Here is a 15,031-nt window from a genome sequence, read left to right as displayed (position 1 = left end):
TCATGATACGCATAAATAATTAATGGAGCAATCATGTTAAATAGCGAAGAGCAAAATTCTGAAACAATATTAGCAAGTTCTATGCAGGAAACTTTGCAGCAAAAAATTAAACTCCAGCAGAAAAAAGCTAGGTTGATCATGGAAGAAGTAAAATTCAAAATCAAAGAACGAAAAATGCGCACTCGTCATTTAATTCAGGTGGGAGGTTTGGTTGCTAAAGCAGCACTGGACGATTTGCCGACCAATAGCTTACTTGGTGCGTTAGTAACCTTAAAGAACGAGCTCACAAAATGTCCTGATGTTCAAAATCACTGGACTAAGATTGGTAGAGATATTTTTGACCAGGAGGAAAAAACTACCACTGCTGTTATCTTGAAATTTGTGTCCAAACCTATCGAGTCAATCCGCACTCACATCAGGCAACATGGACTTAAGTGGAATAGTTTGCAAAAAGAATGGTATGGATTCGTAACTGACATGCTATCTCTAAAAGATGGCTTAGTTAATATAGAATACAAGCTAGAGGTGGTAAAGCCAGAGCAAATTAGGAAATAACATCATCGATTTGATGCTGCAGAACCACTTCCTTCCCACAAAAAGCCATCGAGATCTTAATGATCTTTTTAACATGTTTATACTCTTTTATTTTGCTATCATATTGCCTATCCATAATTTGCTTTAACCCTGCTTTGGCAGCAGATTCTAGCTCTTCTGAAGTAGTACATATTTTATACTCAAGGATAATTGCGGTATCTGCTCCCTTAACTATTGGAACTAAGATATGATCACACCTGCCATGACCCGATTCTCTATTAGATTCTATCATATATCTACTGACTAAAGGTGCTAGCAGCCCTCCCATTAAATTATGATAATCCCTTTCCTTACTTAAATCATGATAACTAGTTGAATTTAATAAATATCCTTGCAACCTTTTGCCAAACTTCTCTATTTGCTGTAGTAGTAGGAGATTAATAAAATTATCGTATTCATTCATTTTTATGTTTAATTGCCTAGTAACCCATTTTGTTACCCTAGCAATATAAATATACCGTACCTCTTTATTAGGCAGGGTCAAATGATAAGTTGGAGCTTCGGGATTATCATCAGCAAGGTAAGGATTCAAATAACCAGCAAATACTAATAGGCTGTAAAATATATCTTCATCTTCTTCTAGCTCTCCTAGGGAAATTTGCTTATACAACTTTTTAATTATACCTTTACCTACTATTAGCGCCTGCAGATCTTCTTGTATTTCATCTGATAATAAAGCCTTATCAACAAGCCCTGTCCCCCCACTATCTAACCAGTAATGATCAAGCTCACCCTCACGCGCTAGACATTGCATAATTGACCAGGGGTTATAGATAATTTCCCCACCAAAAGTATAACCATTATACCAATCTTTAATCTTCTCAGGATCAGTTTTTGTTGGTACTTTTGTAAGTAAATCCTCAACTTCGACTTGAGTAAACCCATAAAACTTCGCAAATTTTTTATCCAATAGAGTATATTCACTAACATTATTGAGATCTGAGAATAAATTAGCCTTAGCAACTCGCAGGATGCCGGTAATTATTCCTTTCTCTAAGTATTGGTTAGTTTTTAGGGCGCTACCAAAAATACCGCGGAATAATTCAAGTACCTGCTCGAATTCTTCTGATCTGGAGCCAAACTTAATATACGAGCTATTGATCGGTGTATCATATTCATCGATTAGTATATAAACTTTCTGACCAAAATGCATAAAAAGTAATTCACTTAAAAATCTTACACTATACTTTAAATCTTCTTTCGTCAGATCTTCTGTAAAATATCGTTCTAATTTTGCTTTTTGTGCCTTATCTAACAATCCTATATTTTTAGTTAGATAACGTTTTAAATAATAATGATTAGCAAATAGCTGTATAATCTGATTTCGTATACCGCTTTCAATTTCCTGGTAACTACTACCTTTAACGTCCTTAAAGTTTATGGAAATAACTGGAAACTGACCTTGATATTCAGATATTATATCTGAATGCTGTGCTATTTGAAGTTGTTTAAGTAACTTCTTTCTACCACTAGCTAATCCTAAATCTATTCTACCTCCAACAAACAATTTATCATTAACCCTTTGCTCGAGCGGTAAACAATCACCATTTTGATCCATTTCTATTTCAAAGAATTTCTGGAGCATATTCATATTCAAGCTCTTACCCCAGCGCCTTGGACGGGTAATAAGAATCACTTTACCACTATCTTGTAGTATTTCCATAATCATTAGGCTTTTATCAACGAATACATCGCTATTAACTACCAAATCATAAAATTCATCGGTACCTACTAACATTCTAGGTAGCTTATTACCAGCTGGGAAGGGGGTAATAGCTTGATGTATTGAATTAATATCAGAAAGGTTAACTGCCATATTAGTTGATTATACTTGAGGATTATTCTAGTTGTTTAAACTATAACAAATTATAGCATAAATAAATTAGACCACTAAGTAATTTAAGCAAATAATTTATTGCTGTAAGTTTGCAAGGCTTACAGCAACTTGTTATAGCCTAACTAATCAGTACTATTTGGCAGTTGCACCGGTATTTTACACTCAATAGTAGTGGTTTTACCTTCTTCACTGCTCAGCTCAATCTTCCCCTTCATTTCGTGGATCAACTGTTTCACATATATTAATCCTAAACCTAGCTCTTTACACTGGCTAGCAGAACCAAAACTCCCGAGCTTTTCACAAATATCTTGCTGCTTTTCTTTAGAAAGGCCAATTCCAGCATGCATTGCCTAATACGCCTTTGACAAACTCCGAGTGATTGTTCAAAGAAATGATAAGATTCTTGTAATTCATCATCTTGGAGATTGTTACGGCTATTATGACAAACCTGAAGGCGGAAAACTACTAGCGACAATAATTGCTTAGCAGTTTTGCTGAAAGCTTTGTTGCCACTATCTTGAAGATCACGCCATTCTGGAGGAACAAAATTACCAACGAAATTATAGAAGATAGTATCATTTTGGTTACTATTAGCAGAAATATAAGCAAGAGTAGAAGAGGAAGAGTTGACTAATTGCTGCATAATCCCTCCATCTGAACATCAGATCTGATAAGGGTTTTCGCGCAATTTAAATAGCCATAACTGTATTTAAAAGCAGCATATGACCAGCATATGGAATTTCGAGGAAGCTTAAGGAAACCCTGAAAGGCTGATGGGTAATATGGTGGGCGATGAGAGACTTGAACTCCCGACCCTCTCGGTGTAAACGAGATGCTCTAGCCAACTGAGCTAATCGCCCTTAATAAGTATTCATTATAGTCAAACATACTCATTGTCTGATAAGAATTACTTTATTCTGAAGCCCTATTTTATCACGCTACTTCTGGCTATAGTTAAAGACAGCAATCCTAAGCTTAAACTTGCAATCTGCCGTTGTGCTCACGTATATTTATACGACCTTAGAGCATCCTACCATCAAATTCATGGGTCACCACTACCTCTCTTGGTCTATAATATTACCCATTTTCATGCCATAAGTTTTAAGACCAACTTATAATTCTTAAAATATGAGCGACATATTGACTTATTTCCTAGGAAAAAGCAAGTAATTTCTCTAATTTATTATGTCTTATCTAAAGACCTTCAAGATTAAAGCATTAGACTTCCCATATAAGTCATAGTGGAGGATTGAGGGTTTTTTCAACTTATGCAGGAAGACTAATGCTTTATTTCAAGCTGGGGCCATGTAATAGATCTTCTCTCTTCCCAAGCTCTTGGTAAAGACTAACATCGATATTGCCGCCTGATAACAGCACTAACACTTTTTGGGGAGTAGACTGTTTTTTTAACCAATTAACTACCCCCCCCATATTTAAAGCACAAGAGGGCTCACAAGCAATTTTTAATAAATGTATTAACCAATTAGTCCAATAATATATTAAATGTTCCTCGGCCAGAAAAATATCATCCAGTTTTTTTAAATAGTTAAATGTACGTTCGGATACACTTAACGTACGCAGCCCATCCGCTACAGTATTTGGGGAATCAGTAAATCTATATATAGCATTTTGTTTTATAGATAAAAAAGCATCATTCGCTTGACTTGGTTCTACCCCTATTAGCAAAGTAGAGGGAGATAATAATTCCTTTGCTAAATATGATCCTGAAAGTAACCCCCCTCCTCCACAAGAAGCGAAAATAGCATCTGGACAAAATGGTAATTGTTGCAAAGCTTCATAACACATAGTACTGGCTCCCACGACGCTAGAATTACTATTAGAAGGATGCAAGTAATAAAAACCATTTGCTATATCCGCTTTTGCTCTATCTTCTGCTACCTGTCTAGTACTTGTCAGTATTACTTCAGCCCCATAATATCTTGCTGCTTGTTGCTTAATCAGCGAAGTATTTTTAGGTAAATAAACTCTAGCATGGACTTTAAGGATTTTTGCAGCCCAGGCAAGTCCAAGACCATGATTACCCGTACTATATGCTACTATTTTAGCCGGTAAGGATTTTTGTTCCTGTAGCTCTAATAAATGATTCAATACTCCCCTTACTTTAAATGCTCCTGTTTTCTGCAAGGATTCAGCTTTAAAAAAAATCTCATGCCCCAACATTTCATTTAACGTGCTAGATTGAATTATTGGAGTTAAATACAGATATTCTTTTATTCTATTACTTGCTATTATTATAGGGTGTGTATGCTCAATTGGTAGCTTCATATTGACTTCGTTAGTTTCGTTGTGTTTTCAGTAAAAACGGAGCTTTATTGTTAGGTTGTGTCAACAAAATTATCAAGTTTAAAAGCCATATTTGATGATATAACTTATTGAACGCTTAAATAACCTGTATAATTTGCCATATCCATTGGACTTGCTCTGCTTCAAAGCATTTGCAAGCCCCTATGCTATGATATAGTGGCAATAATGAAACTATAACACCACAAACATATTCTGCAATTGATGATAATTTAAATTAATTAACTGTTTTTAATACCATAAAGTTGCTTGAAATCCTAGTATGGTAATATTATATAGCTAACAGCTGCCCTAGTATATAAATTTCTCAAGGTTTTTGTATGATAAATAAAGAAAGATTACCACTTCTTGTATTAAAAGATATGGTGGTATTTCCTGGTATGATTGCTCCTATATTTGTTGGTAGAGCAAAATCTATTCATGCCCTACTTAGTACTGACAATATAGATAATAGGCGAATATTACTAGTATTGCAAAAACAACAAAATCAAGAATATCCAAATATTCAAGACCTTCATTCGGTGGGAGTAATCGCGAAGATTATACAAACTGTGAGAGTACAAAATAATGCAAAAGTTCTAATTGAAGCAATTGATCGGGTTAAGCTTTATAACATAACTAATAATGAAACATTCGAAGCGGAATATAGCGTAATAGAAGATGAAGAAGTAACGGATATAGAAAACTTGAAAGTTGCTACCACCAACGTTATTGAATTATTTATAGATTATACTAAGAATCATAAGAAAATTAATCCAGAAATCATTGAAACCATAGCTGCTGAAATCAAAAAAGATCCTACAAACTTTAGTTATATTACTAATGTTCTATCTTCTCATTTGGTTGCTCCATTATTAATAAAACAAACTTTACTAGAAGAAACAAAACCACAAGCTAGAATTAAGACTATAATAGATACATTAATCTCTGGGATGGCGCAGTTAGAAGCTGAGCAATCTCTACAACAACGTCTAAAAAAACAAATAGAGAAAACTCAACGTGATTATTATTTGCATGAACAAATGAAAGCTATACAAAAGGAGCTTGAAGATGACAAAACAGACTTTTCAGATATAGAAAAAAAAATTAAAACCCTGAAACTGTCCAAAGAAGCAAAAGAGAAAGCGGAGAATGAATTAAAAAAACTCAAAATGATGAACCAAATGTCAGGTGAATCATCAGTAATACGTAATTATCTAGATACTTTATTAGCTATGCCATGGGGGAAATTTGATAATAGTAAAATCGATATTAACAAAACAAGAAACATTTTAGATCGTGACCATTTTGGGCTTGAAAAAGTAAAAGATCGTATTATCGAATATTTAGCGGTGTTACAACGTTCAAAAAAAATTAAAGGTCCTATAATATGTTTAATTGGACCTCCAGGCGTAGGTAAAACCTCATTAGTGAAATCCATAGCAGAGGCAATAGGTAGAAAATATACTAAATTCGCTCTTGGTGGTGTTAGGGATGAGTCAGAAATTAGAGGCCATCGAAAAACATATCTTGGGTCTATGCCTGGGAAAATCATCAACTTAATTAAAAAATCTAAAACTAGCAATCCTGTTATGCTACTTGACGAAATAGATAAAATGGGTTCTGATTTCCGAGGGGACCCTGCCTCTGCTTTACTCGAAGTATTAGACCCCGAACAAAATAGTCATTTTGTTGATCATTATTTAGAAGTAGAATATGATATATCTGAGGTGATGTTTATTGCCACAGCCAATTCTTATAACCTACCTAGAGCATTATTAGACCGCATGGAAATAATTAACGTTTCTGGGTACGTGGAAGAGGAAAAATTACAAATTGCTAAAAACTATTTAATTCCTAAACAGTTTAAAATGCATAGGATGCGGAAAAATGAGCTCTCTATTGATGAGACAGCTATTTTAGATATAATCCGGTATTATACCAAGGAATCTGGAGTGAGATCCCTTGAAAGAGAAATTAGCTCTCTTACCCGCAAAGCTTTACAAAGAATTTTAAGCAATAAAACAATTAAAAATATCTCTATAGTATCCCCAAATCTGGAAGAATATTTAGGGGTACAGAAGTATAACTTTGGTTTAGCAGAAAAGGAGGACCAGATAGGTAGCACTACTGGGCTAGCATATACCGAAGTAGGAGGTGAATTATTAACGATTGAAGCATTAACATTTCCTGGTAAAGGAGAAATTAAAACTACCGGTAAGCTAGGAGATGTAATGAAAGAATCAGCACAAGCTGCTTATAGCTGTTTTCGTGCGAGGGCAAATAGTTTCGGTTTAAAATATGAAGATTATAAGGATCTAGATATTCATCTCCATGTACCTGCAGGAGCTATACCCAAGGATGGTCCTTCTGCTGGCTGCGCTATATTTACAACTATTGTCTCTCTTATGACTAAAATACCAGTAAAACGAACTATAGCCATGACAGGAGAAATTACTTTAAGAGGAATGGTATTACCTATTGGGGGGCTAAAAGAAAAGCTGCTAGCTGCTAGCAGAGGAGGCATTAAAGTAGTGTTAATACCTACTGACAATGTCAAAGATTTAAAAGAAATTCCTCTTACTATCAAAAATAACTTAGAAATTTTGCCTGTATCTACTATAGATGAAGTACTCAAATTTGCTTTAGTGAATACTAATTTTATTCCCAGCTCAAGTTAATTTAATCTTACCCTGAGCCGTATATTCTTCGCCGATAATTGCTGTACTATAATCTTCTATTTGATTATAATATTACAAAATAGTATAATTAAATTTATTTAATAGTATTGATTATGCAAGGATATGCAATAAATAATACTGGAACATTTGCTTCGTTAACCAAACAACAGAAGCAGTCTATAGGATTACTGTCAATAGGAACGTTCTTAGAATATTTTGACCTAATGCTTTACGTACACATGGCTGTATTCCTTAATGAACTGTTTTTTCCGAAAACTGATTCTCACACGGCTGCTCTTTATTCGGCGGCTGCTTTTTGTTCTACTTACGTATTGAGACCTTTTGGAGCATTAATTTTTGGATGGATTGGGGATCATATAGGACGTAAAGTAACTGTTGTAATAACCACTTTCATGATGGCTATTTCCTGTATTATTATGGCTAATCTTCCAACTTATGAACAAATTGGTATTACCGCTGCATGGTTAGTCACATTGTGTCGTATTATACAAGGGATTTCTTCGATGGGGGAAGTAATAGGAGCAAAAATTTATCTCACTGAAATAACAACTCCCCCTGTACAATATTTCGTAGTAACGCTAATTTCAGTTTTTTACGTTATAGGGTCAACAGCGGCATTAGGTATCGCATCTTTAGTGTTATCTTTTGGATTAAACTGGCGTATAGCATTTTGGATAGGAGCAGTGATTGCTATAATTGGTACAGTAGCTAGGACTGTGCTGAGAGAAGTTCCAGAATTTGCTGATGCACAACGTCAGATTAAGAAAAAGTTTAAGCGTGCCAAGATAAATATAAAATTATTAAAAGATGATCCAATTTATACAGAAAAAACTAATAAATTAACTGTCATATCATTGTTTTTTATATCGTGTGGCTGGCCAGTGTGGTTTTATTTTGTTTATATTCATTGTGCCCAGATTTTAAAAACTACTTTTAATTATAGTGCAGAACAAGTAATTCATCACAATTTTATTATTTCAATTATAAACTTATTAGGATATTTTGTATTATCCTATCTAAGTTATATTATATATCCACTAAAAATTCTTAAGATTAAACTCTTGATACTATTTCCTGTTACTCTAATGACTCCTTATTTACTTACTCATATCAATACTCCATTACAGCTGCTTCTTCTTCAATCATTTTTTATGCTGGTTGTTCTAAGTGGCAATTCAGCTGAGCCAATTTTTTATAAATATTTTCCTATATTCAAACGTTTTACCTATGTTAGTTTTTTATTTGCTTTTGCGCATTCCTTGATGCAGGTTATTATTGCATTTGGAACAGCGTATTTAACAAAGCATTTTGGACAATGGGGCTTAGTGCTGTTTATCATGATGCCAGTAATGATAGGATTCTCATTTGGTATATATCATTTTCAACAATTAGAACAAGGTGCTGCCACATGAAGGAAGTTGTAGGCTAGAAAGGTATTGAGTAGAGGGTGCTGCTCTAATAATTACCCTTAAGTTTTTGTTGACATCTTTGGTTAGGTGGTATGCCACGAAGAGCAAATAAGTTATACCAAATTGCTTTCTTCACATTAGGTCATCGTATTTCGGGATTCGTCGTGCTCGCCTAGATCTACTAGGTTCCGCGCGCCTCACCACTCGTACTCCTCCTACTGTCTTGAAAGCAATTTGGTATTAGCTGCTGAATTAGCCCAATCATTAACCTAGGCCTGTGTGAAGGAAATTTTGATAGTATTAGTCAATTTATAGAGCAATTTAATAGAAAAATAGTATGTTTGGTAAGGAAGATAATATACCTACCACCTAACTAAAGCGGAACCCCAAGTGACCCCAGCCCCCATAGCGCTAAACAATAGTATATCACCTTTTTTGAGAATATTACTATTTTTAAGAGTATCCAGTGCTAACGGGATTGAGGCAGCAGAACAATTCGCATGTTCTGTTACTGTTTTGACTACCTTATTGGGATCAAATTTTAGTCTCTCTGCGATTGCCTCTATAATCCTTATGTTGGCCTGATGGGGGACAAAATAATCTATATCATCGGCGATCAAGTCATTCTTAAACATTATCTCTTCTGCCGACTTGGTCATTTTTTCTACGGCATATTTGAATACTTCTTGGCCCTTCATTCTTAATTTACCACTTTTACCATTCATACTAACCCCTCCATCGGTATAAAGGAGATCATAATAACGGCCGTCTGAGTAAATATGACTATCGATTACCCCAGCATTATCATCACTATATTGTAATACTACCGCTCCCGCTCCATCCCCAAATAATATACAAGTAGCTCTATCATCCCAATCGAGTAAGGACGACATTTTTTCAGCTCCAACCAATAAGATGGTTTTATATTTACGAGAACTAATGAAGGTATCGGCTACATGTAAGCCATAAATAAAGCCCGAACATACTGCTTGCAGATCAAACGCCGGGATACTGCCAAGTGCAAGGAAGCCTTGTAACCTAGAGGCAATAGAAGGAAAACTATTATCAGGAGTTGTGCTACAAGTAATTATTAAATCTATCGCAGTAGGGGAAATGTTAGCATCTTCTATAGCCTTCCGACTAGCTTCAAGAGCTAAATGAGACGTATATTGATTATCCCCAGCAATATGTCTTTTTAATATCCCAGTCCTGGAGCGAATCCACTCATCGCTAGTAGCAACGGATAAAGACAGAGCCGCATTGCTCACAATAGTTTCAGGTAAATAGGAACCACACCCAATAATTTTACATGCCATTACAATTTATGCTACTTCTTCGTCTGCTTCTGTTTTTTTTACAATCACTTGTCTTCCATTATAAGTCCCATCCACCAAAGAAATATGATGGGGAAGCTTATACTCTCCTGTTTCAGAATCTACGACTACATTAATTCGACCTAGTGCAAGATGAGAACGGCGCATATTACGTTTGGATTTCGAGGTCTTCTTTTTTGGTACTGCCATATTCCCCTTATAAAATTAAATTATTTACTTAATAAACATTAGCCCTCTTGCATAACCTAATCTAGTTGGTAATTTTGTCGTCAAAACTTGTCTCCGCTCCTCACGTACTTCCATGTATGCTGTGGTGCTCGGCTACGTTTTTCCTAAAAATTCCTCAACTATCTTTAGGTTATGCAAGAGTTCTATTATATTGTAGCTTCAATTCGATATAAAATTAATTGTCGAATTGACGTGATACAATAAGAAACAAAGCGCACTCCAAGTGGTGCGGCCAAGATGCTAAAACTTTTTCATTTACTGTAAGTTTTAATAGGCTTCGATTTAATACTCCAGAATTCTATTTTAGTAATCTCAATTTAGCTTATTATATCAAAATTTCCTTAAGCTGTTAGGATACGAGGAGCTAGATATCTCTAGTATTATCCAAATCCATAATTTTTAAAAACACTCTTTTATAGTGACATTTATAATTTTATGTATAAAAAGTATTTGTCAAATCGATACGGCAGTATATTATATTTCCATTACAAAATCTAGGAATTTCAAGAATAAATTTTATGAAAACTTTTATAATGAGAATTTGTCTCCCTATCGCTATCTTGCTAGCGATATCTAATTGTCAAGTGATTGAGTCAAGAGGTCAATATGTGGAGAATAATTTATTACCTATGCTTGAGAATAGCAAATTGAGCAAAAACGCAGTAGAAGATTTAATTGGAACAGCAACAATTATTCCTAACTATTCGCCTAATACTTGGTACTATGTACATCGTTCTTTATCCAAACGAGCTTGGTTTAATCCAAAGGTTCTGGAACAGAGAATAATAAAAATTACTTTTAATAACCATGATATTGTTGATGAGGTGTTAGTGCTTAATAATTCTCATCAAAATGACATAAAGATTGTTAATGAATGTACTAAAACTTATGGTACAGAACTTAATAGCGTGCAAAAATTTGTTAGAAATATTGGCAGATTTAATCAAACTACAGAAAGTAAGAAAAAGAAGAGAAAATAGGGGGCAATTAATTATAAAACTAAGATAATTTCATGCTTGCATTATTTTAAGTATAGTGTATAAACTGAAACGCTGTTACTTATATAAGTATAGTATTATGGCCCCTTCGTCTAGCGGTTAGGACACTACCCTTTCACGGTGAAAACACGGGTTCGATTCCCGTAGGGGTCACCACCTTAATCAATATTTTTTGTGTTGCATTAAAGGATAGTTATATTTTGTATCAATAGTAATGCTTTAGAGAAAGCAAAGTAATAACCTATGCTCACCTTAAAATAATAATGATGGTGCTGGTATCAAGCTATCCTTGAAAATAATGCACAATTTATGTTTTAAGCAGTTTTACGTATGCATTGTCGATGATAGTGTAGTAGTGTACCTCCATAATCTTTCTCCAGCTTATATATTAGGTTACATCCCAATAACTTATAAGTTTTATTACTGCACTTTGCAAAAACTTACAATGATAGGATTATAATGTCACAAAAACTTGGTTTTTGGTCAGTTTTTGCATTAGTTAGTGGTAGTCAAATTGGGACAGGCATTTTAGTGCTCCCAACAAGCTTAGCACCTTTTGGAGTATACGGTTTAGCAGGCTGGGTCGTGTCATCATGTGCCGCAATAATCTTAGCATTATTATTTGCGATACTTTGCTCAAGATTTCCGCAGACAGGGGGCCCTCATGTATATTTAAAGAATATCTTTGGTAATGCAGCGGCATTTTTTACGGGCTGGACCTATTGGCTAATTTCATGGGTTAGTACGGCGACGGTTGTGATTTCAGCTGTCAGATATTTAGCTCCTTTAATAGGCTCGTATAATGGGTTACTATACTTATGTTTAGAAATATTATTATTATTGGCAATTATGCTGTTAAACCTAAAGGGGATCGCGCTAGCAGGACGGGTGGAGTTTATATTCACGATGTTAAAATTTATCCCTCTGGTAATTATCCCAGTTGCAGCATTATATAAATTTGACAGTAGAAATTTTGTTATAGATCAAACCACTAGTAATTTAACTTTTGCTCAAATACTTAGTGAAGTAGTATTATTAACATTTTGGGGATTTATTGGTCTAGAATCGGCTACTGCACAAGCTGGATCAGTAATTAATCCTTCAAGAACTATACCTAAGGCAATAGTGACTGGTACTCTGTGTGTAGCTATAATATATTTAATTAATAATATTGGCATTATCGGGATCATTCCCAAAACAGAATTAATCTCCTCTAGTGCACCTTATGTAGATGCTACTCAAATAATTTTCGGAGGTAAATGGCATATAATAATTTCATTAATTGCCGCAATTATTTGTATTGGAACGTTAAATGCTTGGATATTAACAAGTGGGCAAATCGCCTTAGGTTTAGCCGAAGATAGATTTATGCCTGCCTTTCTAGCGAAAACAAATAAACATGGGGCGCCAATTTGGAGTATAATTATCAGTTGTATGGGGATATTACCATTGCTAATTATTACCGCAAATGAAAATTTATCGGCGCAAATTACCGAAATAATCGATTTTTCAGTAATAGCCTTTTTATTTGTGTATTTAGCATGCAGTATTGCATTTTGCAAATTGTTAATAATTCAACCAACCCAAGTTCCTTTATATATGTGGTTGATCGGCGGAGGTGCCATTATTTTTTGTGTATGGACTATTTATCAAACTCCTATTAGCACTATAATAATTGCTAGTTCATTTACATTAAGCGGAATTCCTGTATATTATTTTTGGTATAAAAAGCAGCACTAACGACTTTAAATACCCCGCTAAATCTATTATTTAGCAGTGGAATTAAGGACTTAAGAGAGGGACAGCGGGCGCAAGCACAGCTCAGCAAATTACAGGAAGGAAGAACAAAGGCGCAGCTTTGCCAGGCAGACAAATCAATATACTAGAATAGAACTTCTTTTAAAACTCTACTCAAGATGGTAATTTGGATAATGCCTCTAGGCACAAATCCTCACATACATTTAAGTACGATGCGGTTTGAAGCGAAGAGCCTTCTTCAAATTCCCTACCAGAAGCAAGCTCTAAAAGAAGTCTAATATATTTACTTTCATGAAGAAGCCGTAGCTCAGTTGGATAGAGCGAGTGATTCCTAATCACTAGGTCGGAGGTTCGAATCCTCTCGGTTTCACCAATCACATAGTTTAGTACATTTTACGTATGCGTTGCACTAGGTTGTGTGAAGGAAATTTTTATAGAAGTGATTTATAGAGAATTGTACTCGAAAAATAGTGGGAATTTTGCAAGTCAATAGTCTACCTATTTCAAAAATTTCTGCTATTTTGCAGATAAAATACGCATAAATCAAGCTATAAAAATTTCCTTCCCAACCTTAAGTTTTCGTATCATTATAAATTATAGAATTGATAATTGCTTCTCGGAAGTAAGATATGTCTAATTGGTTAGCAATATTATTCATATCCACTTTCATGACTTTATCTGCCGGAATCTGTACAACCACGTTACTCAATATTGCAAAATACAAATCTTTAGAAGGGATATACCCTACTTCACTACGTACCCCAAACCCAGTACTCCCCCCTGAATGATGAAACATCAGATCCTTATCATTTAGTTCGGCAATAAAAATACCATACCCTGTATATGTTTTATGTAGTTTTTGGGCAAGATTAATAATAGAACCCTGCTCACCACTAGGCTTATCATCTAGCGCATCAGTTCCCTGCCCTCTTGTCCCTTTTCGGTGAACTAAACTAATGTTTAGTAGTCATAAGTTTATAAGAACTTGCCGACAATATTTTACCTTGGTGCAGTGCACGGTGCCATTTAATAAGATCAAATGTATTAGATACTATCCCTCCATCCGCATAAGGAATCAGTGGAAATTTGGAAGCAAATGGAAGTTGCGAGTTCATTAATATAAACTTAGGCTTACTATTGTTAGGTTGCACTAAATAACGCAACGGATAATTTGATGTAGTGGAATTTTTTTGCATTTCTTTTGCTTCAGAAAAAGTAGCTAATTTAGTTGAATTCATTTTTAATGGCTTAAAAAATTCGTCTTGTAAAAAGCTCCTTAAATCTTTCTTACTAACTTTTTCAATAATCATACCTAAAATGATAAAGTTAGTGTTACTATAGTTGTATTTATTTAGCTGCGTATTGAAAGCAGGCAGTGTCGAGAAGGTATATTTTATGATATTCTTATTATTTTCTTTTTGCGATATAGTTAAATCAGTTTTTACTTTATTCACATATTCTGGTAAACCACTAGTATGGGTTAATAGATTATGAATAGTTATTGCCTGGATAAACTTAGGAAGTTTGTCGTGAGGCCAATATTCGAGGCTTATATAGGTAGAAATTTTATCTTGTACATTCAGTAAACCTTGATCTTGTAACCTTAATATTGCAACAGCTATAATAGGTTTTGTGGCAGCTCCAATAGCCATTTCCTGATTAGCTTTAAGTTGTTCCCCATATATTGAAAAAAGCCCTTTAGCTCCTACTATCAAATTAGTGGTACTATCAGCAAATAAGAAACTCGCATTTAGAAAACGGCTTGAGAGATATTCTTGGGTAGTTTTTGCTATTGTTGCTTGCATACCAGCCAAGCTGACCGCACTATTTAGCATTAGCACCATAAATAAAGTAACATAGTACCTCATGG

11 protein-coding genes, 3 tRNA genes and 1 pseudogene are annotated in these 15,031 nt (G+C 34.7%); 7 read left to right on the top strand and 8 right to left on the bottom strand.

The annotated features are described in order from the left end of the window. Nucleotides 1–81: 81 nt before the first annotated feature. Complete coding sequence (locus ACFELV_RS03955; protein ID WP_375327506.1) at nt 82–555, top strand: conjugal transfer protein TraD; 474 nt, start codon at nt 82–84, stop codon at nt 553–555. Here ACFELV_RS03955 and ACFELV_RS03950 read toward each other — a convergent pair. The 5 genes from ACFELV_RS03950 to ACFELV_RS03930 form a co-directional block, all read right to left on the bottom strand. Next, nucleotides 545–2,410 carry an AAA family ATPase gene (locus ACFELV_RS03950; RefSeq protein WP_375326847.1) on the bottom strand — a complete coding sequence of 622 codons (1,866 nt, stop codon included), beginning with the start codon at nt 2,408–2,410 and terminating at the stop codon, nt 545–547. The two genes, ACFELV_RS03955 and ACFELV_RS03950, sit on opposite strands and share 11 nt — an antisense overlap. Before the next feature lie 143 nt (nt 2,411–2,553). After that, nucleotides 2,554–2,778: an ATP-binding protein gene (locus tag ACFELV_RS03945; RefSeq protein WP_375326846.1), complete on the bottom strand. Its 225-nt coding sequence runs from the start codon at nt 2,776–2,778 to the stop codon at nt 2,554–2,556. Beyond that, nucleotides 2,685–3,074, bottom strand: coding sequence for a hypothetical protein (locus tag ACFELV_RS03940; RefSeq protein ID WP_375326845.1), 390 nt, complete (start codon nt 3,072–3,074; stop codon nt 2,685–2,687). Before ACFELV_RS03940 ends, ACFELV_RS03945 begins: the two co-directional genes overlap by 94 nt. Before the next feature lie 140 nt (nt 3,075–3,214). Beyond that, nucleotides 3,215–3,291, bottom strand: a tRNA-Val gene (locus ACFELV_RS03935). Between the two features lie 427 nt (nt 3,292–3,718). Next, on the bottom strand, nt 3,719–4,717 hold the full coding sequence (locus tag ACFELV_RS03930) for a serine/threonine dehydratase (RefSeq protein ID WP_375326844.1): 999 nt from the start codon (nt 4,715–4,717) through the stop codon (nt 3,719–3,721). Nucleotides 4,718–5,076: 359 nt separating this feature from the next. On the opposite strand from ACFELV_RS03930, the gene lon reads away from it, so the two are divergent. Both lon and ACFELV_RS03920 read left to right on the top strand, forming a co-directional pair. Then, nucleotides 5,077–7,413, top strand: coding sequence for an endopeptidase La (gene lon, locus ACFELV_RS03925; protein ID WP_375327505.1), 2,337 nt, complete (start codon nt 5,077–5,079; stop codon nt 7,411–7,413). 113 nt (nt 7,414–7,526) lie between these two features. Further along, on the top strand, nt 7,527–8,846 hold the full coding sequence (locus tag ACFELV_RS03920; protein ID WP_375326843.1) for an MFS transporter: 1,320 nt from the start codon (nt 7,527–7,529) through the stop codon (nt 8,844–8,846). Between the two features lie 359 nt (nt 8,847–9,205). On the opposite strand, the gene ACFELV_RS03915 is transcribed toward ACFELV_RS03920, so the two are convergent. Then, complete coding sequence (locus ACFELV_RS03915) at nt 9,206–10,159, bottom strand: beta-ketoacyl-ACP synthase III (RefSeq protein WP_375326842.1); 954 nt, start codon at nt 10,157–10,159, stop codon at nt 9,206–9,208. Nucleotides 10,160–10,165: 6 nt separating this feature from the next. After that, complete coding sequence (rpmF, locus tag ACFELV_RS03910; protein ID WP_375326841.1) at nt 10,166–10,366, bottom strand: 50S ribosomal protein L32; 201 nt, start codon at nt 10,364–10,366, stop codon at nt 10,166–10,168. Between the two features lie 557 nt (nt 10,367–10,923). On the opposite strand from rpmF, the gene bamE reads away from it, so the two are divergent. The 4 genes from bamE (at nt 10,924) to ACFELV_RS03890 (ending at nt 13,534) form a co-directional block, all read left to right on the top strand. Then, nucleotides 10,924–11,385, top strand: coding sequence for an outer membrane protein assembly factor BamE (bamE, locus tag ACFELV_RS03905; RefSeq protein ID WP_375326840.1), 462 nt, complete (start codon nt 10,924–10,926; stop codon nt 11,383–11,385). Between the two features lie 99 nt (nt 11,386–11,484). After that, nucleotides 11,485–11,559: transfer RNA gene (locus tag ACFELV_RS03900), tRNA-Glu, on the top strand. Nucleotides 11,560–11,862: 303 nt separating this feature from the next. Further along, the gene (locus ACFELV_RS03895; protein WP_375326839.1) at nt 11,863–13,143 is read left to right on the top strand and encodes an APC family permease; all 1,281 of its coding nucleotides are present in this window, start codon (nt 11,863–11,865) and stop codon (nt 13,141–13,143) included. Nucleotides 13,144–13,457: 314 nt separating this feature from the next. Further along, nucleotides 13,458–13,534: transfer RNA gene (locus ACFELV_RS03890), tRNA-Arg, on the top strand. Between the two features lie 198 nt (nt 13,535–13,732). Here the strand turns inward: ACFELV_RS03890 and ACFELV_RS03885 are convergent. Next, nucleotides 13,733–15,029, bottom strand: a pseudogene (locus ACFELV_RS03885) (serine hydrolase domain-containing protein). Nucleotides 15,030–15,031: the final 2 nt, after the last annotated feature.

Origin of the sequence: Candidatus Tisiphia endosymbiont of Nemotelus uliginosus, from assembly GCF_964264835.1 — a bacterium.
Lineage (GTDB): Bacteria > Pseudomonadota > Alphaproteobacteria > Rickettsiales > Rickettsiaceae > Tisiphia.
This window is presented reverse-complemented; position numbering and strand designations above follow the sequence as displayed.

Bases quoted from the DNA above. Each gene is read 5' to 3' on its own strand.
- ACFELV_RS03955 (WP_375327506.1), top strand. From the start codon at position 82: ATGCAGGAAACTTTGCAGCAAAAAATTAAACTCCAGCAGAAAAAAGCT.
- ACFELV_RS03950 (WP_375326847.1), bottom strand. From the start codon at position 2,410: ATGGCAGTTAACCTTTCTGATATTAATTCAATACATCAAGCTATTACC.
- ACFELV_RS03945 (WP_375326846.1), bottom strand. From the start codon at position 2,778: ATGCATGCTGGAATTGGCCTTTCTAAAGAAAAGCAGCAAGATATTTGT.
- ACFELV_RS03940 (WP_375326845.1), bottom strand. From the start codon at position 3,074: ATGCAGCAATTAGTCAACTCTTCCTCTTCTACTCTTGCTTATATTTCT.
- ACFELV_RS03930 (WP_375326844.1), bottom strand. From the start codon at position 4,717: ATGAAGCTACCAATTGAGCATACACACCCTATAATAATAGCAAGTAAT.
- ACFELV_RS03920 (WP_375326843.1), top strand. From the start codon at position 7,527: ATGCAAGGATATGCAATAAATAATACTGGAACATTTGCTTCGTTAACC.
- ACFELV_RS03915 (WP_375326842.1), bottom strand. From the start codon at position 10,159: ATGGCATGTAAAATTATTGGGTGTGGTTCCTATTTACCTGAAACTATT.
- rpmF (WP_375326841.1), bottom strand. From the start codon at position 10,366: ATGGCAGTACCAAAAAAGAAGACCTCGAAATCCAAACGTAATATGCGC.
- bamE (WP_375326840.1), top strand. From the start codon at position 10,924: ATGAAAACTTTTATAATGAGAATTTGTCTCCCTATCGCTATCTTGCTA.
- ACFELV_RS03895 (WP_375326839.1), top strand. From the start codon at position 11,863: ATGTCACAAAAACTTGGTTTTTGGTCAGTTTTTGCATTAGTTAGTGGT.